General features: G+C 59.4%; 18 protein-coding genes. 9 read left to right on the forward strand and 9 right to left on the reverse strand.

Features of this window, described 5'->3' with window-relative positions; genetic code table 11:
* The first annotated feature begins 134 nt into the window (after positions 1-134).
* The 3 genes from AC1RS8_RS19960 to AC1RS8_RS19970 all read left to right on the forward strand — a co-directional run bounded on the left by AC1RS8_RS19960 (position 135) and on the right by AC1RS8_RS19970 (position 2,836).
* Positions 135-1,571 (forward strand): cytochrome ubiquinol oxidase subunit I, encoded by a 1,437-nt coding sequence (locus tag AC1RS8_RS19960; RefSeq protein WP_057713213.1) that lies wholly within the window; start codon positions 135-137, stop codon positions 1,569-1,571.
* Positions 1,572-1,574: 3 nt separating this feature from the next.
* Positions 1,575-2,582, forward strand: a complete 1,008-nt coding sequence (gene cydB / locus AC1RS8_RS19965; RefSeq protein WP_056728750.1) for a cytochrome d ubiquinol oxidase subunit II — start codon at positions 1,575-1,577, stop codon at positions 2,580-2,582.
* 86 nt (positions 2,583-2,668) lie between these two features.
* On the forward strand, positions 2,669-2,836 hold the full coding sequence (locus AC1RS8_RS19970) for a DUF2474 domain-containing protein (RefSeq protein ID WP_090451518.1): 168 nt from the start codon (positions 2,669-2,671) through the stop codon (positions 2,834-2,836).
* A gap of 66 nt (positions 2,837-2,902) precedes the next feature.
* Here the strand turns inward: AC1RS8_RS19970 and AC1RS8_RS19975 are convergent, their stop codons facing one another.
* Positions 2,903-4,027, reverse strand: coding sequence for a methyltransferase (locus AC1RS8_RS19975; RefSeq protein ID WP_057713214.1), 1,125 nt, complete (start codon positions 4,025-4,027; stop codon positions 2,903-2,905).
* 175 nt (positions 4,028-4,202) lie between these two features.
* Positions 4,203-4,916 carry an autoinducer binding domain-containing protein gene (locus tag AC1RS8_RS19980; protein ID WP_429522112.1) on the reverse strand — a complete coding sequence of 238 codons (714 nt, stop codon included), beginning with the start codon at positions 4,914-4,916 and terminating at the stop codon, positions 4,203-4,205.
* A 306-nt stretch (positions 4,917-5,222) separates the two neighbouring features.
* Between AC1RS8_RS19980 and AC1RS8_RS19985 the strand changes: the two genes are divergently transcribed.
* A complete protein-coding gene (locus AC1RS8_RS19985) occupies positions 5,223-5,999 on the forward strand; it encodes a ferredoxin--NADP reductase (RefSeq protein ID WP_218497989.1) in 777 nt (258 codons plus the stop codon).
* 41 nt (positions 6,000-6,040) lie between these two features.
* Here AC1RS8_RS19985 and mscL read toward each other — a convergent pair whose 3' ends face one another.
* A complete protein-coding gene (gene mscL / locus AC1RS8_RS19990; RefSeq protein WP_150813502.1) occupies positions 6,041-6,454 on the reverse strand; it encodes a large-conductance mechanosensitive channel protein MscL in 414 nt (137 codons plus the stop codon).
* Between the two features lie 643 nt (positions 6,455-7,097).
* On the opposite strand from mscL, the gene radA reads away from it, so the two are divergent.
* Positions 7,098-8,465 carry a DNA repair protein RadA gene (gene radA, locus AC1RS8_RS19995; protein ID WP_008004292.1) on the forward strand — a complete coding sequence of 456 codons (1,368 nt, stop codon included), beginning with the start codon at positions 7,098-7,100 and terminating at the stop codon, positions 8,463-8,465.
* Positions 8,466-8,580: 115 nt separating this feature from the next.
* Here radA and AC1RS8_RS20000 read toward each other — a convergent pair whose 3' ends face one another.
* Positions 8,581-8,949 carry a PilZ domain-containing protein gene (locus AC1RS8_RS20000; RefSeq protein ID WP_057713218.1) on the reverse strand — a complete coding sequence of 123 codons (369 nt, stop codon included), beginning with the start codon at positions 8,947-8,949 and terminating at the stop codon, positions 8,581-8,583.
* Positions 8,950-9,109: 160 nt separating this feature from the next.
* Here AC1RS8_RS20000 and AC1RS8_RS20005 point away from each other — a divergent pair, with 160 nt between their 5' ends.
* The 3 genes from AC1RS8_RS20005 to yjiA all read left to right on the forward strand — a co-directional run bounded on the left by AC1RS8_RS20005 (position 9,110) and on the right by yjiA (position 12,523).
* Positions 9,110-11,176, forward strand: a complete 2,067-nt coding sequence (locus tag AC1RS8_RS20005; protein WP_489339257.1) for a carbon starvation CstA family protein — start codon at positions 9,110-9,112, stop codon at positions 11,174-11,176.
* Positions 11,177-11,191: 15 nt separating this feature from the next.
* Positions 11,192-11,389, forward strand: coding sequence for a YbdD/YjiX family protein (locus tag AC1RS8_RS20010; protein ID WP_007895266.1), 198 nt, complete (start codon positions 11,192-11,194; stop codon positions 11,387-11,389).
* 162 nt (positions 11,390-11,551) lie between these two features.
* Positions 11,552-12,523 carry a GTPase gene (gene yjiA / locus AC1RS8_RS20015; protein WP_102672642.1) on the forward strand — a complete coding sequence of 324 codons (972 nt, stop codon included), beginning with the start codon at positions 11,552-11,554 and terminating at the stop codon, positions 12,521-12,523.
* Positions 12,524-12,645: 122 nt separating this feature from the next.
* Here the strand turns inward: yjiA and AC1RS8_RS20020 are convergent, their stop codons facing one another.
* The 5 genes from AC1RS8_RS20020 to AC1RS8_RS20040 all read right to left on the reverse strand — a co-directional run bounded on the left by AC1RS8_RS20020 (position 12,646) and on the right by AC1RS8_RS20040 (position 21,055).
* Positions 12,646-13,326, reverse strand: a complete 681-nt coding sequence (locus AC1RS8_RS20020; protein ID WP_489339256.1) for a GntR family transcriptional regulator — start codon at positions 13,324-13,326, stop codon at positions 12,646-12,648.
* 25 nt (positions 13,327-13,351) lie between these two features.
* Positions 13,352-14,056, reverse strand: a complete 705-nt coding sequence (locus AC1RS8_RS20025) for a FadR/GntR family transcriptional regulator (RefSeq protein ID WP_057713222.1) — start codon at positions 14,054-14,056, stop codon at positions 13,352-13,354.
* 57 nt (positions 14,057-14,113) lie between these two features.
* On the reverse strand, positions 14,114-15,427 hold the full coding sequence (locus AC1RS8_RS20030) for a C4-dicarboxylate transporter DctA (RefSeq protein ID WP_057713223.1): 1,314 nt from the start codon (positions 15,425-15,427) through the stop codon (positions 14,114-14,116).
* A 276-nt stretch (positions 15,428-15,703) separates the two neighbouring features.
* Complete coding sequence (gene glyA, locus AC1RS8_RS20035; RefSeq protein ID WP_057713225.1) at positions 15,704-16,957, reverse strand: serine hydroxymethyltransferase; 1,254 nt, start codon at positions 16,955-16,957, stop codon at positions 15,704-15,706.
* Positions 16,958-17,206: 249 nt separating this feature from the next.
* Complete coding sequence (locus AC1RS8_RS20040; RefSeq protein ID WP_489339255.1) at positions 17,207-21,055, reverse strand: bifunctional diguanylate cyclase/phosphodiesterase; 3,849 nt, start codon at positions 21,053-21,055, stop codon at positions 17,207-17,209.
* A gap of 289 nt (positions 21,056-21,344) precedes the next feature.
* Between AC1RS8_RS20040 and ettA the strand changes: the two genes are divergently transcribed.
* Positions 21,345-23,009 (forward strand): energy-dependent translational throttle protein EttA, encoded by a 1,665-nt coding sequence (gene ettA / locus AC1RS8_RS20045; protein WP_090451500.1) that lies wholly within the window; start codon positions 21,345-21,347, stop codon positions 23,007-23,009.
* Positions 23,010-23,166 lie beyond the last annotated feature (157 nt).

Below are 23,166 nucleotides of genomic sequence, written 5' to 3' on the forward strand. Positions count from 1 at the left end.
CGCAAGGCCAGACTCCCTGCGTTGTGATGCGTGCAAAAAAAAGAACAAACAGAGATTCGCCACACTCCATATCCGTGGGGGCCGTGGGTGCAGGCTTCCAGCCGGCAGCCGTACTACCTGACAGAGGAAGACTTATGTTCGGTTTAGAGGCACTTGATCTCGCCCGAATTCAGTTCGCGTTCACCATCTCGTTCCACATCCTGTTTCCGGCCATCACCATCGGCCTGGCGAGTTACCTGGCGGTACTCGAAGGCCTGTGGCTGAAAACCCATAACGACACCTACCGCGACCTCTACCATTTCTGGTCGAAGATCTTTGCCGTCAACTTCGGCATGGGGGTGGTTTCCGGGCTGGTTATGGCCTATCAGTTCGGCACCAACTGGAGCCGCTTCTCGGACTTCGCCGGTTCCGTGACCGGGCCGTTGCTGACCTATGAAGTGCTCACTGCATTCTTCCTCGAGGCCGGGTTCCTCGGTGTCATGCTGTTTGGCTGGAACAAGGTCGGGCGTGGCCTGCACTTCTTCGCCACCGTGATGGTGGCCATTGGTACGTTGATCTCCACGTTCTGGATTCTCGCTTCCAACAGCTGGATGCAGACCCCTCAGGGCTTCGAGATCGTCAACGGTCAGGTCATCCCCACCGACTGGCTGGCGATTATCTTCAACCCTTCGTTCCCGTATCGCCTGATGCACATGGCCACGGCAGCCTTCGTCGCCACGGCCTTCTTCGTCGGCTCCTCCGCGGCCTGGCATTTGCTGCGCGGCAAGGACAACCCGGCGATCCGCAAAATGCTCTCGATGGCCATGTGGATGGCATTGATCGTCGCGCCGATACAGGCGGTCATCGGCGACTTCCACGGTCTAAATACGCTCAAGCATCAGCCGGCGAAAATCGCCGCCATCGAAGGCCACTGGGAAAACAAGGGCGACGAGGCGACGCCGTTGATCCTGTTCGGCTGGCCGGACATGAAGGAGGAGAAGACCAAATTCGCTGTCGAAATCCCGTACCTGGGTAGCCTGATTCTCACGCACTCCCTGGATAAACAGGTGCCGGCGCTCAAGGAGTTCCCGCCTGAAGACCGGCCGAATTCGACCATCGTGTTCTGGTCGTTCCGGATCATGGTGGGGCTGGGCTTGCTGATGATCTTCACCGGATTGTGGAGCCTGTGGCTGCGCAAGCGCGACACCCTCTACACCTCGCGGCCGTTCCTGTACCTGGCGCTGTGGATGGGGCCGTCCGGCCTGATCGCGATTCTCGCCGGCTGGTTCACCACGGAAATCGGCCGTCAGCCTTGGGTGGTCTATGGTCTGATGCGTACGGCGGATGCGTCGTCCAACCATAGCTTCATGCAGATGAGCATCACCCTGATCCTGTTTGTCGTGGTTTATTTCGCGCTGTTTGGCGCCGGTCTTGGCTACATGATGCGCCTGGTGCGCAAGGGGCCGAAGATCGACGAAGGCAAGGAAACCAACGACGGTGGCCCCGGCCAGAAGCGCACACCGGCCCGGCCGCTGTCCGCCGCCGACGACGATCACGCCGATGCCGGCCACAGCCTGACCAAGGAGATTTGAATCATGGGTATTGATCTTCCGCTGATCTGGGCCGTGATCATCATCTTCGGCATCATGATGTACGTGGTCATGGACGGTTTCGACCTGGGCATCGGGATTCTCTTCCCGTTCATTCCGGGCAAGACCGATCGTGATGTGATGATGAACACCGTCGCCCCGGTCTGGGACGGCAACGAGACCTGGCTGGTGTTGGGTGGCGCGGCGTTGTTCGGCGCGTTTCCGTTGGCCTATTCGGTGGTGCTCTCGGCGTTGTACCTGCCGCTGATCCTGATGTTGATCGGGTTGATCTTCCGCGGCGTGGCCTTCGAGTTTCGCTTCAAGGCCAGGGACGACAAGCGCCATCTGTGGGACAAGGCGTTCATCGGTGGCTCGGTCACTGCGACGTTCTTCCAGGGCGTTGCGCTTGGCGCGTTCATCGACGGGCTGCCTGTGGTCAATCGGCAGTTCGCCGGTGGTTCACTGGACTGGCTGACACCGTTCACGATGTTCTGTGGTGCGGCGCTGGTCGTGGCGTATGCCTTGCTCGGTTGCACCTGGCTGATCATGAAGACCGAAGGCAAGTTGCAGGAGCAGATGCATGACCTGGCACGGCCATTGGCCTTCGTGCTGCTGGCGGTGATCGGTATTGTCAGCATCTGGACCCCGTTGGCCCACACGGATATCGCCGCACGCTGGTTCACCATGCCAAATCTGTTCTGGTTCATGCCGGTGCCGATCCTGGTGCTGGTGACGATGTACGGACTGATCCGCGCCGTGGCCCGCAACGCGCATTACACGCCGTTCCTGCTGACTCTGGTGTTGATCTTCCTCGGTTACAGCGGGTTGGGCATCAGTCTGTGGCCGAACATCATCCCGCCGTCGATCTCGATCTGGGACGCCGCCGCGCCGCCGCAAAGCCAGGGCTTCATGCTGGTGGGCACGCTGTTCATCATCCCGTTCATCCTGGGCTACACCTTCTGGAGCTACTACGTGTTCCGCGGCAAGGTCACCCATGAAGATGGTTACCACTAGTCTGCTGCACAACGAATCTGTGGGAGCGAGCTTGCTCGCGATGGCGTCCTGACAGACGCCATTGATCTACATCGGAGGATTTATCAATGAACGGCAAACATTCCCTGCACGACATTGAAGAAGCCGAAAAAAAGCCGCTGTGGCAGCGGCTCGGTTGGTTGGCCCTGATCTGGGTCGGCAGCGTGGGCGCCCTGTTCATCGTCGCCAGCCTGATGCGTCTGTTCATGAGCGCAGCCGGCCTGACCACGCACTGAATATCTCTCCCGTGGCCTCGAGGCACGGATTTACGACCCTCCTACCGGAGGGTTTTTTTTTGCCTGTTACTTGCGCGCCTTGAGGATCACGAATTTCGGATTGGCCGCCACTTGCTCCACACCCCGGAACAATCGCGCCAGCTTGCTGTGGTAGCCCAGGTGACGATTGCCGACGATATACAGCGCGCCGCCTACGACCAGCGCTTCGCGGGCCTGCTGGAACATCCGCCAGGCCAGGAAGTCGCCCACCACCTGTTGCTGGTGAAACGGTGGATTGCACAGCACGACGTCAAGCGATTGCGGTTCCTGGCCGGCCAGGCCATCACCGGCGCGCACGATCACTTCCCGTTCACCCAGCGCTGCGCGCCAGTTTTCGGAGGCCGATTGCACGGCCATGTACGACTCGTCCACCAGTGTGTAGTGGGCCTCGGGGTTTTGCAGGGCACTGGCGATGGCCAGGACGCCGTTGCCGCAACCGAGATCGGCGACCCGCGCCGAACCGAGGTTTTTCGGCAGGTGTGGCAAAAACGCCCGGGTACCGATGTCCAGGCCTTCGCGGCAAAACACATTGGCGTGGTTGAGCAGTTCGATGGCCGGTTCGTCGAGTCTGTATCGCGTTGGGTAGGGCGACACCGCCGGGGTTTTGTCTTCAGCGGTGGCAATCAATAGCCGCGCCTTCTTCACCGCCAACGAGGCTTGCACGGGGCCGATGTAACGCTCCAGCAAGTCGCCCGCCGCCCGGGGCAAATGCTTGATCATGGCTGCGGCAACCACTTGGGCGCCAGGTGCCAGTTGACCTTGCAGGCGGATCAGTTGTTCCTCCAGCAGGGCCAGGGTTTTCGGTACACGGATCAGCACGCAGTCGAACGGCCCGGCAGGGGTTTCGCTGGCGGGTACGCTCGGCACAGCATCAAAGGCCAGGCCGTTGCGCACCAGGTTCTTTTCCAGACCCTGGAAAGCCAGGAACGAATCACCGCTGCTGACCACCCGCACCTTGCCCACCAGGCTGGCCGCCAACGCGCCGAAACTGTCATTGAGCACCAATACCCGGGTGTCCGAAGCCGGCTGCTGTTCGGCCAGATGATTGAGCAGGTATTCATCGGCCGCATCGAAAGCTTGCAGCGGTTCATTCTGCTGTTCGGGCTGGCGGATCAGGTCGAGGCTGGCGAAGGGTGTTTCGAGCAAAGGCATGGGGCGGGGCTCTGGGTAATCAACGGATGTCCCGCTGCCCGAAGGCGGTGGAGCGGGCGGAGCCGTCCGAGTGTAATACGTCGTGAAGGTTTACACGCCATCACTCAGGAGGGACCGCAAATGGTACGTTTTTTTTGCCTGGATTACTCGCAGGTTTTCCCGCAGCCGGGCGCTTTCAGATGGCTCCGGACCGGGCCGCGGCGATGACGGCCGCCATCTTGTTGTTGACGCCGAGCTTCTCGATAGCCCTGTGCACATGAAAGTTGATTGTGCGTTCACTCAAACTGAGGATCCTGGCAATTTCATAGGCCGTCTTGCCATCGGCCGACAGTTTCAATACTTCGAGTTCCCGCCGTGACAAGGGGGCAGCCTGGGGGTGAGCCGGTTTTCTCGGTTGCCTTGCGATCGCCAGCGCGTGCAAATGGCGAGTGATGAACACCGAGAATCCAAGATGCTCGTACAGCTCATAGGCTGAAATCGGGCAGTGGCTTCTGGCCAGGCTGAGAATACTGCGCTGACCGGTTTCCTCATCAGAGATCGCCTGGGACCAGCCATGCTGCAAACCTTGTTGCTGCAGCAAGTGCCATAGCCATGGCGTCTTGGAAAAAAGCTCTTCGCTCCAGAGAACAGGCAGCGTTGAACGATTGCAATGCGCCACTATCGGATCTATTTGCGTGGCGTTGTTTTTTTCATATTGAGTGTTCCACTCATGGGGGAAATTATTCAGGTTCACCGCACTGCTATCGACTCCGACTGAGTTCGAAGTAATTGAAAAGCCACAAAATTTATATCCAAGGTTTCTAGCGAAGTTGAGCGCGATTCGATAGGCGGTTTTGATCTCTTGCGTGTGTGACAATTGCTTGAGCTGTGACTCCTTCCAGATTTCCATACAAGGGTCTCTCCATCACCGTTTCTTCTGGGTGCGATCTTGGATCCAAGATTCGGCACGTCACGAAGTGTAGGATAATTCCTACGGTGATGCTGCGACAATTTTGCTCTTTTGACTGTTGGAAAAGTGTATTTCAGGTTCTTAGGCAATCGATGGGATATAAAATGCCATATGTCATTTTATAATGATGGGTATGCGCCACATTTGGTAAACAGTCACTAGTGCAGATTAATGTCACTACAAACTGTCGGTGGTTACGCTGCTTTCTTTGCGGGACACTGGGGTGTCTTTTGATTGGAGCCTTCCATGTCCGTCAGTGAAGAAAAATTTACCCGTCAGACCTTGCTTGAGGTTCATCCGCTGACCCAGAGCCTGTTTACCTTGCGTGCCACCCGGGATGCAGGGTTTCGTTTTCGGGCGGGGCAGTTTGCCCGGTTGGGCGTCACCAAGGCTGACGGCAGCACGGTATGGCGCGCCTATTCCATGGTGTCCTCGCCTTTTGACGAGTTCCTCGAGTACTTTTCCATTGTCGTACCGGGCGGTGAGTTCACCAGCGAGCTGAGCCGACTGGGTGTTGGCGATGCATTGCTGGTCGACCGCCAAGCCTTCGGTTATCTGACGCTGGACCGGTTTGTCGATGGGCGTGATCTGTGGTTGTTATCCACAGGCACGGGCATCGCGCCGTTCCTGTCGATACTCCAGGATTTCGAAGTCTGGGAGCGATTCGAGCGGATCGTTCTGGTCTACAGCGTTCGCGAAGCCCGGGAACTGGCGTATCAGGAGCTGATCGCAGGGCTGGCGAAGCGTGATTATCTGGCGGAGTACGCCCATAAACTGCAATTGATCACCACGGTCACTCGTGAACAGCATCCCGGCTCATTGAACGGGCGGATCACCGCGCTGATTGAAAACGGCGAACTGGAGCGGGTCGCGGGTGTTGCGCTGACGCCTGAGCATTCACGGGTCATGCTGTGCGGCAATCCGCAGATGATCGATGATACGCGCAAGCTGCTTAAACAGCGGGACATGCACTTGAGCCTCAGCCGGCGACCTGGTCAGGTGGCAGTGGAAAATTTCTGGTAAAAAAAAGGCGCCTCGAAGGCGCCGTTTTTTTGCTAATGCCGTCAAGGCCGGTTGTTCTGGGCCTTGAGCAAGTCGCGGATCTCGCCCAGCAACTCTTCTTCCTTGGTTGGAACCGGCGGCAGGCTAGGGGCCACGGCCTCTTCGCGCTTCAGGCGGTTGATGACCTTGACGCCCATGAAGATCGCGAGAGCGACGATGACGAAGTCGATGATGGTCTGGATGAATTTGCCATAGGCGAGCACCACCGCCGGAATCTCGCCCTCCGCTGCCTTGAGCGTTATGACCAGATCACTGAAGTCCACGCCACCGATCAGCATCCCGATTGGCGGCATGACCAGGTCACCGACAAACGAGGTAACGATCTTGCCGAAGGCCGCACCGATGATGATGCCGACGGCCATGTCGACCACGTTGCCTTTGACCGCGAAGGCCTTGAACTCATTTAGCACGCCCATAGGTTATTTCCTTGTTACAGATGAGGTTGATGAACGCAGTGTAAATCAGCAAATCGCATTCTGCTTGAATCAACTGCCTGCCGTGCTTGCCAGCAATCGACACCGGGTGGTGTTAAAAAATTCACCGATTGATCTCGTCTGTGGAGCGACCAGGCCTTGCGCGGTGTTTTGCATGCGATGTTTTTTCAACGATATGGCTTCGTTTGTGTGAGCAAACCAAGGTTGAGGGAGGCCACCCCTGAAACGGGACGTTAAAGTTGATCGGGTAGTTAGTGGTCAGGGGCGGTATTGAAATTGATTGCAGTTGTAGCGATATTAACTGTTTCGTTAGTTTTGGGAGGCTAACAAGTAGCGTGCTTCCCTGAATTAATCACTGTGCTCTGTGTAAGTGATTCAGAGTTGTACATTAAGTGTGTAAGTGAATAAAGTTTGTATAAGTTTTCAGGTTGTTCAGACAGGCATGCCCTTAGAGTTTGTTGAGTATGTTGAACGAAAAACCTATACAAGGTTTTGTTTGGCGGGTGTTTATCAATATACCTGATTTTTATGGGGGTATTTGTAATCATCAAAAGGGTTGCGAAGTATCCGGCCGCACTCGCGCGCTTGAGCTGAGCTATCATCGCGTTTTTTTCCGGGAGTTCCGATGGCCAAGGCCAAGCGCATGTACGGCTGCACCGAGTGCGGCTCAACCTTCCCCAAATGGGCCGGCCAGTGCGGTGAGTGCGGAGCCTGGAACACTCTCACCGAAACCATGGTGGAAAGCGGCGGGGCAGCCGCCCCCAGCGGTCGTACCGGCTGGGCCGGCCAGCAGGCGCAAATCAAGACCCTGGCCGAAGTCAGTGTCGAAGAAATTCCGCGCTTCTCCACCGCTTCCAGCGAGCTCGACCGGGTTCTGGGTGGTGGTCTGGTGGATGGCTCGGTGGTGCTGATCGGTGGCGACCCCGGCATCGGCAAGTCGACCATTCTGTTGCAAACCTTGTGCAACCTCGCCAAGAGCATGCCGGCACTGTACGTCACCGGTGAGGAATCCCAGCAGCAAGTGGCCATGCGTGCGCGGCGCCTGGGGTTGCCCCAGGATCAACTGCGGGTCATGACCGAAACCTGCATCGAAGCCATCATTGCCACGGCCCGTCAGGAAAAGCCCAAGGTGATGGTGATCGACTCGATCCAGACGATCTTTACCGAGCAACTGCAATCGGCACCGGGCGGTGTGTCCCAGGTGCGTGAGAGCGCAGCCTTGCTGGTGCGTTATGCCAAACAGAGCGGTACGGCGATTTTCCTGGTGGGCCACGTCACCAAGGAAGGCGCGCTGGCTGGCCCTCGGGTGCTGGAACACATGGTCGACACCGTGCTGTATTTCGAAGGCGAGTCCGACGGGCGCCTGCGTCTGCTGCGGGCGGTGAAGAACCGTTTCGGTGCAGTCAATGAGCTGGGTGTGTTCGGCATGACCGACAAGGGCCTGAAAGAAGTCTCCAACCCCTCGGCGATTTTTCTGACCCGTGCCCAGGAGGAAGTCCCGGGTAGCGTGGTGATGGCAACCTGGGAAGGCACGCGGCCGATGCTGGTGGAGGTACAGGCGCTGGTGGACGACAGTCACCTGGCCAATCCGCGTCGGGTCACGCTGGGGCTGGATCAGAACCGGCTGGCGATGTTGCTGGCGGTGCTGCACCGTCACGGTGGCATTCCGACCCACGATCAGGACGTGTTTCTCAACGTGGTCGGCGGGGTCAAGGTGCTGGAAACGGCGTCCGACCTGGCGTTGATGGCGGCGGTGATGTCCAGTTTGCGTAACCGACCGTTGCCCCACGATCTGCTGGTGTTCGGTGAGGTCGGGCTTTCCGGTGAGGTGCGTCCGGTGCCGAGCGGTCAGGAGCGATTGAAGGAAGCCGCCAAGCACGGGTTCAAGCGGGCCATCGTGCCCAAGGGCAATGCGCCGAAAGAGGCGCCGGCCGGGTTGCAGATCATTGCCGTCACGCGTCTGGAGCAAGCGTTGGACGCGTTGTTCGAGTAACTCACAGAGGAAACTCAAAACCTGTAGGAGCGAGCCTGCTCGCGATAGCGGTGTGTCAGCCAGCAGCAATGTCGGCTGTCAGATCGTAATCGCGAGCAAGGGCATCCGGTGGCGGCTAGATCTCGATCAGCGCACCCAATTCGCGCTCCAGTTCCTGCGGATCAGCGAGGTTGAGCTCGATCAATCGCCGCAGGCGCTCGATGGACTCCAGACTGATGTGCAGGCAGACAAAGCCGAGCTGACCATGGTCGTCGTGGGCCAGTTGCACATCCATGGTGATGTCGGCTTCTTCGCTCAGATGAATGTCGACCAGAAAATCCTGCTGCGGATTGCCCTGCCAGTGTTCGGGTCGTTCAATCAGCAAGCCCTTGAGCGACAGGTCAATCAACTTCACCGGCCAAGTGGACTCCCCCTGACTCAGCTCGGTTCGGGCATCGAACGCAATACGTTTGAAGCGGCGACGTTCGGCAGGGTACTCGCTCATGGCGCGATCCTCGGAAATGTACGCTGACTATAGACCCGCATGATCAAAGGCTGCCAGCGCGTGCAGGTGTCCAGACCAATGTCGGGCTATGGCCATTGCCGTCAGGAGAGCTAAACTCGGGATTGCTGTCTTTCTTGTCCACTCTGGCTGGAATAATAAAATGAAAAATAATAATAGCCCGCTACGCCATTTGCCTTGGCTGGTGCTGGCAATCGTAGGTGCGTGTGCGCTGGGTGTCGTGGCATTACGCCGAGGCGAGGCAATCAACGCCTTGTGGATTGTGGTCGCTGCCGTGGCCATCTATCTGGTCGCCTACCGCTACTACAGTCTGTTCATCGCTAACAATGTCATGCAACTCGATGCGCGACGGGCCACTCCCGCTGTGCTCAACAATGACGGCCTGGACTACGTGCCGACCAACAAGCACATTCTTTTTGGTCACCACTTCGCGGCCATTGCCGGCGCGGGGCCTTTGGTCGGCCCGGTGTTGGCGGCGCAGATGGGCTACCTGCCCGGCACGCTGTGGCTGATCGCCGGCGTGGTGCTGGCCGGTGCCGTGCAGGACTTCATGGTCCTGTTCATGTCCACCCGCCGCAACGGTCGTTCCCTGGGCGACATGGTCCGCGAAGAAATGGGCCGCATCCCCGGCACCATCGCGCTGTTCGGCTGCTTCCTGATCATGATCATCATCCTCGCGGTGCTGGCGCTGATCGTGGTGAAGGCCTTGGCCGAAAGCCCTTGGGGCATTTTCACGGTGATGGCGACCATCCCGATCGCGATGTTCATGGGCATCTACATGCGCTACATCCGCCCGGGTCGCATTGGTGAAATCTCGGTGATCGGCGTATTGCTGCTGCTGGGCTCGATCTGGCTCGGGGGGCAGATCGCCGCGGATCCGGTGTGGGCCAAGGCATTCAGCTTTACCGGTATCCAGATCACCTGGATGCTGATCGGTTACGGTTTTGTGGCGGCGGTATTGCCGGTGTGGCTGATCCTGGCGCCCCGTGACTATCTGTCCACCTTCCTGAAAATCGGCACCATCGTTGCCCTGGCCATCGGCATCCTGGTGACCATGCCCGAGCTGAAAATGCCGGCCCTGACCCAGTTCGTCGACGGCACCGGCCCGGTATGGAAGGGCGGTCTGTTCCCGTTCCTGTTCATCACCATTGCCTGTGGCGCGGTGTCGGGTTTCCACGCGCTGATTTCCTCCGGCACCACGCCGAAGCTGCTGGATAACGAAACCAACGCTCGCTACATCGGTTACGGCGGCATGCTGATGGAGTCGTTCGTGGCGATCATGGCTATGGTTGCCGCTTCCGTGATCGAGCCTGGCGTGTACTTCGCCATGAACAGCCCGGCGGCCGTGGTCGGCGGTGATGTGGTGGCCGTTGCGACAGCCGTCAGCACCTGGGGCTTTGCAATCACCCCGGAAGCCCTGCAAGCGGTGGCCCACGACATCGGTGAAACCACCATCCTGGCCCGTGCCGGTGGTGCGCCGACCCTGGCGGTCGGGATCGCGCAGATCCTGCACAGTGTTCTGCCGGGCGAGAACACCATGGCGTTCTGGTACCACTTCGCGATCCTGTTCGAAGCGCTGTTCATCCTCACCGCAGTCGACGCCGGCACCCGTGCCGGGCGCTTCATGCTCCAGGACTTGCTCGGCTCCTTCGTCCCGGCGCTCAAACGCACCGAATCCTGGACCGCCAACCTGATCGCCACCGCAGGCTGCGTGGCGATGTGGGGCTGGTTGCTGTACCAGGGGGTGATCGATCCGTTGGGTGGCATCAATACCCTGTGGCCACTGTTCGGTATCTCCAACCAGATGCTGGCCGGTATCGCGCTGATGCTCGGCACCGTGGTACTGATCAAGATGAAACGCCAGCGTTATGTCTGGGTCACCATGTTGCCGGCGGTATGGCTGTTGATCTGCACCACGACAGCGGGCTTCATCAAGCTGTTCGACGCCAACCCGGCGATCGGCTTTCTGTCGCTGGCCAAGAAATACAGCGATGCCTTGGCCAACGGCCAGATCCTCGCCCCGGCCAAGGACATCACCCAGATGCAGCACGTGATCTTCAACGCCTACACCAACGCAACGCTGACTGCGCTGTTCCTGTTCGTGGTATTCAGCATCCTGTTCTATGCACTCAAGGTCGGCATTGCCGCCTGGGGTAAAAAGGAACGTACGGACAAAGAATCGCCATTCCAGGCGCTGCCGGATGCGTAACCAGAGGATTGCAGCATGTTCAATGACTTGAGTCGCCTCGGTAAATACCTCGGTCAGGCCGCGCGCCTGATGGTCGGCATGCCCGACTACGACAACTACGTCGAGCATATGCAGACCAAGCACCCGGACAAACCGGTGATGAGCTATGAGATGTTCTTTCGGGAGCGTCAGGAAGCCCGTTACGGTGGCAAGGGTGGGCCGAAATGCTGTTGATCCGGTTGTCGGATTAACAGCCATACCTGTGGGAGCGAGCTTGCTCGCGATGGCGGACTGTCAATCAACAGTGATGTTGAATGTTAAGCCTCTATCGCGAGTAAGCTCGCTCCCACATTTGTTTTGTGTTGTTTTTTCACTGTGTGAAAAAGGAGATCCAGTTTGTCCTCTCCCATCCCGGTCACGATCCTCAGCGGCTTCCTCGGCGCCGGCAAGACCACTTTGTTGCGTCACCTGCTCAAGGCCGAGCACGGCCTGAAAATCGCCGTGATCGAGAATGAATTCAGCGATGCCGGTATCGATACCCAGTTGTTGGGCGATGAGCCGGTACAAGTGATGACACTGTCCAACGGCTGCGTTTGCTGCACCATCCACACGGACCTGACCAAAGCGCTTTATCTGTTGCTCGAGCGTCTGGACCAGGGCGACATCGCCTTCGACCGCCTGGTGATCGAATGCACCGGCCTGGCCGACCCGGCGCCCGTGGCACAAACCTTTTTCATCGACGAAGAGTTGCGCGAGCGCTATATCCTCGACGGCATCATCACCCTGGTCGACGCGGCACATGCCGACTTGCACCTGACCCAGACCATCGCCCAGGCGCAGATCGGTTTCGCCGACCGCTTGCTGGTGAGCAAGCGTGACCTGGTGGACGAAGCGACCTTCACCGCGTTGAGCGAGCGCCTGACCCGTATCAACCGACGCGCCCCGATCCGCGTGGTTGACCACGGAAAGATCGACCTGGCCGAATTGCTCGACGTGCGCGGCTTCAACCTCAATGCCGACCTCGGCGGCGGCGTGAGTTTGCGCCCGGTCAGCCAGGCCCCGTCCATCGACCGCATTTCCAGCCTGGTGCTGCGCACTGAAAAAGCGCTGGATATCGACAAGCTCAGCGAGTTCATGAACGAGTTGCTGGAGGAGCATGGCAAGCAGTTGCTGCGCTACAAAGGCGTGTTGAACATCCTCGGCGAATCGCGTCGCATGGTGTTTCAGGGGGTGCTGAAACTTTATGGTTTCGACTGGGATACCGAGTGGGCTGAAGACGAGGTGCGCGAGAGCGTGATCGTGTTCATTGCCGATGACTTGCCGGAGGAAAAGATTCGCGAGGGATTTGCGCGGGTGGCGGCGGTCTGAAGTTTTATGGCGTCTGTGAGGACGCCATCGCGGGCAAGCCCGGCTCCCACAGGTTTCTGGTTGAACACAAAGTCTGTGCTTGGCCTCGAACACTGTGGGAGCGGGCTTGCCCGCGATGCGATTTAGCCGGCAACACAATGTTCACGGGGTGTATTGAGCAGTGTCTGCTCCAGATGATCCAGATGCCGGTTTATCAGCATGACCGCTGTCGCAGCATTTCCACGTTCAACAGCATCAACAATCGCCAAATGCTCCTGCCACGCGCAAAAACTGTGCGTCTGCTCCTCACACTGCGCAATCGCCAATAATGTCAGCGGCACCAGACTGCCAAGAAAATGCGCCAGCGGTGCATTTCCAGCCATTTCGGCCAACTGCAGATGAAACTCTCCCGACAAACGAATTACCCGGCCACGCTCAGCGCATTCACGCTCGCTATCGACTAGCGCCCGCAGTTGCTTCAGGTCTTGCGCGTCGGGTCGCTGACATGCCAGCCGCACCAGCATGATCTCGGCCAGACGCCGGGCATGCAGTGTCTGCCGGGTCTGCTCGGCATCAAGCTCGGCGACGCGGGGGCGGTGGTTGGCTCGAAGGATGATGATTTGCTGGTGGGACAGTCGTGTCAGCACATCACGCATGTCGCTGCGCCTTGCACCGAACATCTGCGCCAGGCTTTCTTCGGTAAAGCGACTGGCTGAATGGATGCGCTGCTCGAAAATGGCATCGAGGACCCGCGAATACAGATCATCCACCGAAGGGCGGACGGGCAGGGTAGCGAGCGTTTGTGGCGAAGCGAAGCTGTTCATGGCCAATCTCCAGTTCGAAGAGGTTTCAACTGCCGAGGTTGTCTTCCGGGATGTTCAGTTCGATGCCCATGCGCTGGCCTTCGCGCAAAATGTGCCGACGCATCTCGGCGCTGGCCTGGGCGCTGTTCTTGCTGCGGATCGCCCGCACCACGGCTTCGTTTTCTTCAAGGCGTTCTGCCAGATGCTCCGGGGAGTTGCGCAACACTTCGGCGCTTTGCTTGAGGGCATTGCTGGTTTGCTGGACCACGCTCTGGAAGATCGGGTTTGACGTCAGCGTGAACAGCTCTTCGTGGAACGCGATGTAGGCGCTTACGCCGGCTTCACTGTCATTGGCCTCCAGGGCTTCACGCATGTCCATCAGGGTCAGGCGCAGTTGCCCGACTTCCTTGCTGCTGATCGACTGCGCCACGAGGCCGACGATGAATGGCTCCAGGGTGTAGCGCAGTTGCAGCACGTCCTCCAGGCTCGCGGCGGCCACCGCGCTGTCGTAGGGCTGGTCATCGCTGAGACTGGCCTCGAGTACGACGACGCCTTTGCCCGGCATCGAACGTACCAGGCCAAGGGTTTCCAGGACGATGACCGCTTCACGCAGGCTTGGGCGGCTGATACCCAGTTGTTCGGCCAGCTCGCGTTGCCCCGGCAGCATTTCGCCGGAGCGCCACTGACCACGGGCCAGTGCGGCCCGAAGTTTTTCTACGACTGAATTGACGACCGTTGAGGTGGTAATCACTGTGTGCTCCATGGATAAAGGCAGGGGAACCCGCCATCTGGCGGGCTCCCACATGATTCAAAACTCCTGCTGATGCGCCGGCGCGACCGGTTTTTTCGGCTGGAAGGTATAACCCATCTGGCCGGAAAGCACCTTGTTCGCACGCTGGATATCGATGTCCTTCTCCCAGCGGGCGATGGCCACGGTGGCGACACAATTGCCGATCAGGTTGGTCAGCGCGCGGCCGATGCCCATGAACCAGTCCACCGCGAGCACCAACACCAGGCCGACCACCGGAATCGCCGGGATCGCCGTCAAGGTTGCCGCCAGAATCACCAGTGCCGAGCCGGGAATCCCGTGGGCACCTTTGGAGGTGATCAGCGACACCAGCAAAATGGTCAGCAGGTCAGTCATGGCCAACGGCGTGCCGGTGGCGTTGGCGATGAACACGATGGCCAGGGTCAGGTAGATCGAGAAGCCGTCGAGGTTGAACGAGTAACCCGTTGGAATCACCAGCCCCACCGTCGAACTGCCGATGCCCAGATGTTCGAGCTTGCGCATGATTTGTGGCAGCACAGCGTCGGACGAAGCGGTGCCCATGACGATCAGCAACTCTTCGCGCAGGTACTTGAGCAATGGCCACATCTTTAAGCCGGAGAGGCGCATCACCAGGCCGAGAATCAGGGCCACAAAGGCCACACAGGTCAGGTAGAAGAGGCCGACCAGGCTGCCCAGGTGTTGCAGCGAGTCCAGGCCATATTTACTGGTGGTGAAGGCGATCGCACCGAATACACCGATCGGTGCCAGTCGCACGATCATGCCCATGATGCGGAAAATCACGTGGCTGAGTTCATTGATCAGCCGCGAAATACCCGATGCCGCCTCGCCCACCAGATTCAGTGCACTGCCGAACAGCACGGAGAACAGCAGGACCTGCAGGATGTTGTTATCGGCAAAGGCACCGATCACCGACGTCGGAATCAGGTCCATCAGGAACTGTGTGGTGGTGTGCATGTGCTGTCCGCGCTGGGCAATGTCGCCCATGTCGGCTGCGGAAAGCTGCTCCAGGTGAATGTTCGCGCCGCTGCCGATGCCGGTACTGAAGGCGAACACCAGACCTATCACCAGGGCGATGGTGGTCAGCACTTCAAAGTAGATCACCGATTTGAGGCCGATACGGCCGACCTTCTTCAGGTCGCCGGCACCGCTGATGCCGCTGACCACTACGCAAAACACAATCAAGCCAATGAGCATTTTGATCAGCTTGATAAAACCGTCACCGAGCGGTTTGAGCTGAGCGGAGTATTCGGGAAGGGTCAGCCCACAGACGATGCCGAGCACCAGTCCGAGAACCACTTGGAGGAAGATTGAACGCGAGCACCATCTGAGCATGGGAGGAATCCTGGTCGGCGTCCTGGCTGCCGTGTGCGGAGCACATCAGATTCAGGACTTAATTATTGTGGTCTTACCGGTATGTCCAGTGCAGGCTCAGTCTAGGCGCTATTTTTAGGTGTTCGCAAGTAAAAATTAGAAAATTGGCATGACCGGTCTTACCAGTTGCTAGGCGAGTCCGGTTTAGAGACTTTCACACGGCTGAATAAAAAACCGGGCAAAAAAAAACCGGCCATCTCTGGCCGGTTTCTTATGACTGCGGTTTAGCGGGGCTGATTAAGCGCCGTATACCGGCAGCTTCTTGCAGATAGCCTTGACCTTCTCACGAACCGCATCGATCACCGCTTCGTTGTTCAGGTCAGCCAGGATGTCGCAGATCCAGCCAGCCAGTTCCTTGCACTCTGCTTCCTTGAAGCCACGAGTGGTCACAGCCGGGGTGCCGAAGCGCAGGCCGGAGGTGACGAACGGGGAGCGTGGGTCGTTTGGTACGGAGTTCTTGTTCACGGTGATGAACGCTTTGCCCAGAGCGGCATCGGCGTCTTTACCGGAGATTTCCTGCTTGATCAGCGACAGCAGGAACAGGTGGTTCTGAGTACCGCCCGACACTACGTCGAAGCCGCGCTCGATGAACACGCCGGCCATGGCCTGGGCGTTCTTCACCACTTGTTGCTGGTAAGCCTTGAACTCAGGCTGCAGCGCTTCCTTGAAGCAGATCGCCTTGGCCGCGATCACGTGCTCCAGTGGGCCGCCCTGGGCGCCCGGGAATACCGCGGAGTTCAGCTTCTTCTCGATGTCGGCGTTGGCGCGAGCCAGGATCAGGCCGCCACGTGGACCACGCAGGGTCTTGTGGGTGGTGGTGGTCACCACGTCAGCGAATGGAACCGGGTTCGGGTAGACGCCAGCGGCAACCAGGCCGGCCACGTGGGCCATGTCGACGAACAGGTAGGCACCTACCTTGTCGGCGATTGCACGGAAGCGCGGGAAGTCGAGGATCTGCGAATAGGCAGAGAAACCGGCCACGATCATTTTTGGCTTGTGCTCAACGGCCAGGCGTTCGACTTCGTCGTAGTCGATCAGACCGTTGGCGTCGATGCCGTACTGGATGGCGTTGTACAGCTTGCCGGAGGACGAAACGCTGGCACCGTGAGTCAGGTGACCACCGTGGGCCAGGCTCATGCCCAGGATGGTGTCGCCAGCCGACAGCAGGGCCAGGTAAACGGCGCTGTTGGCTTGCGAGCCTGCGTGCGGCTGAACGTTGGCGTAGTCGGCGCCGAACAGCTCTTTGGCGCGGTCGATAGCCAGCTGCTCGACGATGTCTACGTACTCGCAACCACCGTAGTAGCGCTTGCCCGGGTAACCTTCGGCGTACTTGTTGGTCAGTACCGAGCCTTGAGCTTCCATCACCGCAGGGCTGGTGTAGTTTTCCGAAGCGATCAGCTCAATGTGCTCTTCCTGGCGCTGAGCTTCTTGCTCCATGGCGGCAAAGAGATCGGCGTCGTACTTGGCAATAGTCAAATCACGGCTGAACATGGCGGTCCTCAAGGATCGGGGGCGGAAAAGGGGGGCATTCTAACCTAATGGGTTTTAGATGGCATATGAAACGGCATCATGTCGCAGACAAGCGGGCTTCATGACGGGGTCAGCGGTGATCGTGCCGGTCTCATCGCGAGCAAGCTCGCTCCCACAGGGCTCTCGGGTGTACACAAAGTGTGCGAACACTGTAGATCCACTGTGGGAGCGAGCTTGCTCGCGATGAGGCCAGTTGCCGCGCCGCAAATCTCAATCGAACATGAACAGGGCATCATTGCTGAACTGCCCTTCGAACCGGCCCGCCGGCATCGGCCGACCGAACAGATAACCCTGTACCTCGTCGCAACCGTGCTCCCTCAGGAAATCCAGCTGCTCGTGGGTTTCCACGCCTTCGGCGATCACTGCCAGGTTGAGGCTGTGGGCCATGGCAATGATTGCCCGGGCAATTTGTGCATCCTGCTCGCCGCTGGGCAGGCCATCGACAAAGGTGCGGTCGATCTTCAGAACGTCGATCGGGAACTGCTTGAGGTAGTTGAGCGATGAGTAACCGGTACCGAAATCGTCGACCGCAATGCTCAGGCCGAGGTTTTTCAGGCCGTCGAGGATCTGCATCGCCTCGCTGACTTCGCGCATCAGGATACTTTCGGTCAGTTCCAGTTCCAGGCACGCCGGCGGCAGGCCGGTTTCCTTGAGGATGGTGGCGATACGCGTACCGAGCTGGCCGTCGGAGAACTGTCGCGCCGAGATGTTCACCGACACCTTCGGCACCCGTACCCTGGCCTGATGCCAGGCCTTGAGTTGACGGCAGGCTTCGCTGATCACCCAGTCGCCGACATCCACCACCAGCCCGAGCTCTTCGAGCACCGGAATGAAATCCCCCGGCGGCACCAGCCCACGGCGTGGATGGCGCCAGCGCAACAGTGCCTCGGCACCGGTCAGGCGCTTGCCGTCACCGCTGAACTGCGGCTGGTAATACAGCACGAATTCGTTCTGTTCCAGGGCATGGCGCAAGTCGCTTTCCAGCTCCAGACGTTCCAGCGCACTGGCGTTCATGTCCGCCTGATAGAACTGGAAGTTGTTCTTGCCACGCTCCTTGGCGTGGTACATCGCAGTGTCGGCATTCTTCATCAACTGGCTGAGTTCGTTGCCGTCCTGCGGACTCAGGGCGATGCCGATACTGGCGGTGACGAAGAACTCGCGGCCTTCGAGCACGAATGGTTTCACCAGGCTGGCGAGAATCTGTTCGGCCACATGGATCGCCCGGTTCAGGGCGATTTCACGGTTGGCTCGCGGTTGCAGGAGCAAGGTGAATTCGTCACCGCCCATGCGCGCCACGGTGTCGTCATCGTCGACGCAACCGAGCAGGCGCGTGGCCATTTCCTTGAGCATGCGGTCGCCGGCGGCGTGGCCCAGGGAGTCGTTGATCGGTTTGAAACGGTCGAGGTCGAGGAACATCAGCACCACCCACGACTTCTGCCGTTCGGCCGATTGCAGTGCCGTGTGCAGGCGATCCTGGAACAGTGAGCGGTTGGGCAGGTGGGTCAGGGCGTCGTAGTAGGCGAGGCGGTGGATCCGTTGCTCGCTGGCCTTGCGCTCGCTGATGTCGCTGAAGAAACACACATAACTGGCCAGGTCGCCTTCGTCGTCGAGTACGGCGGTGATCCCGACCCAGGCCGGGTAGTGCTCGCCGTTGCGACGCTTGAGCCAGACTTCGCCTTCCCAGGTGCTGTGCTGGCCCAATTGCTTGAGCACGTAACGCAGATGGGCTTCTTGCTGGTCGTCGACGGTCAGCATGTTCGGCAGTTGGTCGAGGACCTGCTCCACGGCGTAACCGCTGACACGACTGAAGGCTTCGTTGGCCTGGACGATGTAGCCGGCCGGGTCGGTGATCAGGATCGCCGAGGTCGAGTGTTCGAATACCGTGGCGGCCATGCGCAGATCTTTTTCGGCCCGGCGTTGCTGACTGATGTCGCGGCCGACGCCGAGCACGCCTTCGAACGTACCGTGTTCGTCCCAGACCAATACCAGGCGCAGTTCGATCGGGATCTTGCGCCCGTCGGCCCGCAGGCAGTCGAACAGGAACAGTTGGGTTTGCACCTGGCTGCGCAACAGCGCCAGTTGGTCCGGTTGATCCAGCGCTTTGCTGACCCGGTCCATCAGGTGGTAGATGCCGGTCAGCTGTTGCGGGTTGGCGATGGTCGATTGCCAGCCGTTCTGGAAAATCCACTCGGCGTCGTAGCCCAGCACTGCTAGCACCGAAGGGCTGACGTAATTGAGGTTAAGGCGGCTGTCGGTGGAGAAGATCACGTCGCTGATGCTTTCGGCAAGCATGCGGTAGCGCTGCTCGCTGTCGCGCAGCGATTCGCTGGCTTCGATCTGGTCGGTGATGTCCTTGGCCACGCCGATGATCCGCGTGACCTGGTCGTCCTTGTCCCGCGCCAGTGCCTGCTCGCGAATCTCGAAGCGTCGCCACTGGCCGTCCCGATGGCGGAAGCGCAACTGGCACTGCATCAACTGGCGATAACCGGCCTGGCGCTGGATCTGGCGAGAGCGGTGGTAATAGTCGGCGTCTTCGGGATGCAGGAGGATTTCCCAGAAGTATTCGCCCATCTGGTGCAGTTCGTTGCGGTTGTAACCCAGGGTCTGGCCCAGATGGTGGTTGCTGTAGATCATGCGCTGGCTGATCACATCCTGCACATACAGATGATCCGGCACGGTGCGCACCACGTCCGACCAGAACCCTTCGCGCTCCTGCAGCGACAGCTCGATGAGCTTGCGACTGGTGATGTCAGTGATGCTCAGGATCACCGCATTATAGTCGTCCGGGGTTTGCGGCAGACACAGCACCAGCCACAGGTGCTGGACGCGGCCGCTGGCGTCCAGCAGCTTGATTTCCAGCTCAAGCTGTTGCTGCTGGTTGAGCATCGCGTCGAGCACCTGGTTGCCGATGGCGGTGCCGTCCTGCGGATTACCGTCGATCAGCAATTTCCAGGCTTGGTCGGCGCTATCGACATTAAGCAGTTGCAACGCCACCTGGTTGACCTCGGTGATCCGCAGTTCCTTGAGCAATGGCCGGCGTTGCTCCGGGATCGCCAGCCACGCTTGCAGTTGCTCACTGCCCTGCAGTTGTGCCTTGTCGAAAAAGACCTTGAGCCCGGACATATCGAGGACGCATAAGGCCACGCCGGTGCCTTCGAAAATGTCCTGGTAACGCCGGCGGCCTTCCTTCAACTGGCGCTGACGCCGGCGCGTGTTCAGCAAGGCGAGGAACGGCAGCATGGAAAACGCCAGGCCCAGCAGACATTTGCCGATGAACGCCGGCAGCAGCTCTTCCAGCACGCGCTGACGGTCGAACAGGCCGCGCAATTGCCAATCGCTGCTGCTCAGCGGAACCGTCAGCACGCTGTTGGCGACATCGTCCTCGGTCAGCGTGCCCGGATTGACCGAGGGCAGCGCTTCGTCGCGGCTGATGATCTGATGACTGATGCGATTCTCCACCAGCCACAACGGGCGGCCACCGGCCTCGCGTTGCTTGGTCAGGGACGAAAAGAAGGTGGGCGTCAGGCGCAGGACCCAATAGCCTCGGGAACTGCCGCTGGCCTGATGCAACAATAAATGCACCACGGAACCGTCGGTGGCATTGCTGAAGTAGTGCGCCTGGGCGTGGCTGCGCCGTACCAGTTCACCCAGGTAGTTGTTGTCATCGCTGTCGGGAGCGCTGTCACTGATGACTCTTCCCGAGGGACTGAGCAACGCCAGGCTGCGCAGATCAGGCAGCGACTGTTGCAGCTTGCGCAACAGGGCCTGCAGTTCATCGGCGCCCTGCGGTTGCTCGACGATCGGCAACAGGTTGAGGGCGATCTGCGCGTTGAGCGCCATGTTCAGGCTGACCTGCGCGGCCAGATCGGCGGTGTAGTCGATGGTGTACTGACGCTGGTTCTTCTGGGTTTCGTGCAACTGGTCGAGCAACTGCCAGAACAGCAGGGCCAGCAGCAATAATACGAGTGTCGCCAAGGTGCCCTTCAAAGTTCCGCGCAGGGGGGAGCCGGGCGCTGTGGCCGGCGCACTGGAAGTCGGAGGCGGAGGGACAATGGACAAGCTGTAATCCTGCGGTTTGGCTGGACTGGCGCGACATGCACTATAAGCCGGACGCCCGAAGGGCGGCTAGCATGCCTTGAGTTGTGGCGAAGTGCCAGCCCCTGTCCGTCGGCTGGACTGCCACCGGTCATTAAGGTAGCTTTGCGGGTTACGCGGGAGCGTTCCAGCTCCTAGACTCAGACTTTTTTCAGCGCGCACGTCTTGATCTCCTCAAGCGGGCGACGCGCACAGTCTGGCCGGGCATTGCCTGCGCTCCAATCATTCATCAGTCACTGACCCTAGGTTCTCCATGGCTCAATACGTATTCACCATGCATCGGCTGGGCAAAGTTGTTCCGCCGAAGCGGGAAATCCTGAAAAACATTTCTCTGTCGTTCTTCCCCGGCGCCAAGATCGGCGTGCTCGGCCTCAACGGTTCGGGTAAATCCACGCTGCTGAAAATCATGGCTGGCGTCGACACCGAGTTCGAGGGCGAAGCCCGTCCGATGCCGGAGCTGAACATCGGCTACCTGCCCCAGGAACCACAACTGGATCCGACCAAGACCGTGCGTGAAGTGGTCGAGGAAGCGGTCAGCGTGATCAAGGACGCCCAGGCACGCCTGGACGAGGTCTACGCCGCCTACGCCGACCCGGATGCCGACTTCGACAAACTGGCTGCCGAACAGGCCAAGCTCGAAGCGATCCTGCAGGCCAGCGACGGCCATAACCTGGAGCGTCAGCTGGAAGTCGCCGCCGATGCACTGCGTCTGCCGGCGTGGGATGCCAAGGTTGAAGTCCTCTCCGGTGGTGAAAAACGCCGTGTGGCCCTGTGCCGTCTGCTGCTGTCGGCACCGGACATGCTGCTGCTCGACGAACCGACCAACCACCTGGACGCCGATTCCGTCGCCTGGCTGGAGCACTTCCTGCACGACTTCCCGGGCACCGTGGTCGCGATCACGCACGACCGTTACTTCCTGGACAACGTTGCCGGCTGGATTCTGGAACTCGACCGCGGCGCGGGCATTCCTTACGAGGGTAACTATTCGGGTTGGCTGGAAGCCAAGTCCGATCGTCTGGCTGCCGAATCCAAGCAGCAGTCGGCTCACGAAAAAGCCATGAAGGAAGAACTGGAGTGGGTGCGCAAAGGCGCCAAGGCCCGCCAGTCGAAATCCAAGGCTCGTCTGCAACGCTTCGAAGAAATGCAGTCGCAGGAATTCCAGAAGCGCAGCGAAACCAACGAGATCTACATCCCGGCCGGTCCACGCCTGGGCGACAAGGTCATCGAATTCAAGAACGTCACCAAGGGCTATGGCGATCGCGTGCTGATCGACAACCTGTCGTTCTCCATGCCTAAAGGTGCCATCGTCGGCGTGATCGGCGGTAACGGTGCCGGTAAGTCGACCCTGTTCCGCATGCTGATGGGCAAGGAAACGCCGGATTCGGGCAGCATCGAAGTCGGTGAAACCGTGCAGCTGGCTTGTGTGGATCAGAGCCGTGAGGACCTGGACGGCAGCAAGACCGTGTTCCAGCAGATCTCCGACGGTTCCGACCAGATCCGCATCGGCAACTACGAGATCCCGTCGCGTACCTATGTCGGTCGCTTCAACTTCAAGGGCGGCGATCAGCAGAAGTTCGTCAAGGATCTGTCCGGTGGTGAGCGCGGTCGCTTGCACCTGGCCCTGACCCTGAAAGAGGGCGGCAACGTCCTGCTGCTCGACGAACCGTCCAACGACCTCGACGTCGAAACCCTGCGTTCCCTGGAAGAGGCCTTGCTGGACTTCCCGGGCGCCGCCATTGTGATCTCCCACGACCGGTGGTTCCTTGACCGCGTCGCGACGCACATCCTGGCGTACGAAGACGACTCGCAAGCGGTGTTCTTCGAAGGTAACTACAGCGAATACGAAGCTGATCGCAAAAAGCGTCTCGGCGAAGCAGCTGCCCAGCCGCATCGTGTACGCCACAAGAAACTGGCCTGATTTCGGGCTGGTTGCATAAAGAGCGGAGCCTTCGGGCTCCGTTTTTTTTTTGCGCGTTTTTTCAGTGATACCGCGGCGCATTCATCGCGAGCAAGCTCGCTCCCACAGGGGAATGCATTTCAAACTGTGGGAGCGAGCTTACTCGCGATAGCGATCT

The sequence above is a fragment of the Pseudomonas sp. GW821-FHT12A04 genome (genome assembly GCF_058807755.1).